Here is a 686-nt window from a genome sequence, read left to right on the forward strand (position 1 = left end):
CCCTGCTGCGCGAGGCGGCCCCGCAACTGCGCGGTTTCACCGACCACGCGGCGGTGACCGGACAGGACGCGCTCCAGGCGCACTACGTGGAGGTCTTCGACTTCAGGAACCGGCACAGCCTGTACCTGAGCTGGTGGACCGACGGCGACACCCGCAACCGGGGAATGTCCCTGGTCCGCTTCAAGGAGCTGTACCGGCGGCACGGCCTGGAGTTCACCGGGGAGGAGCTGCCGGACTTCCTGCCGGCCGTCCTGGAGTTCGCCTCCCGCACCGGGGACCTGACCATGCTCACCGAGCACCGCGACGCCCTGGACCAGCTCCGCTCCCGCCTCACCGCCTTCGGCACGCCCTACGCGTGCGTCCTGGACGCCGTGTGCGCCACCCTGCCGCCCGCACCGACCGGAGCCCGCCGATGAACGTCTTCCTGTGGGGCGTCCTGCCCTACGCCGCCTTCGCGCTGCTGATCGCGGGCCTGGTCTGGCGGCACCGCTACGACCGCTTCGGCTGGACGACCCGCTCCTCGCAGGTCTACGAGTCCAAGCTGCTCAACATCGCCTCGCCGGTCTTCCACTACGGCATCCTCTTCGTGCTCGCCGGCCACCTGATCGGCCTGTTCGTCCCGGCGTCCTGGACACGGTCGATCGGCATCGACGAGCACGCCTACCACCTGTTCTCGCTCTACGGCG

The 686-nt window shown here is 70.0% G+C and carries 2 protein-coding genes; both read left to right on the forward strand.

The window, feature by feature from the left end:
• On the forward strand, positions 1-416 hold a 416-nt coding region (gene narJ / locus DMC61_RS40970), incomplete at its 5' end, for a nitrate reductase molybdenum cofactor assembly chaperone (RefSeq protein WP_125695772.1).
• The coding region (locus DMC61_RS40975) for a respiratory nitrate reductase subunit gamma (RefSeq protein WP_148106768.1) at positions 413-686 on the forward strand (274 nt) is incomplete at its 3' end. The genes narJ and DMC61_RS40975, both read left to right, overlap by 4 nt.

It is taken from the genome of Amycolatopsis sp. WAC 04169 (assembly GCF_003947535.1).
Lineage (GTDB): Bacteria > Actinomycetota > Actinomycetes > Mycobacteriales > Pseudonocardiaceae > Amycolatopsis > Amycolatopsis keratiniphila.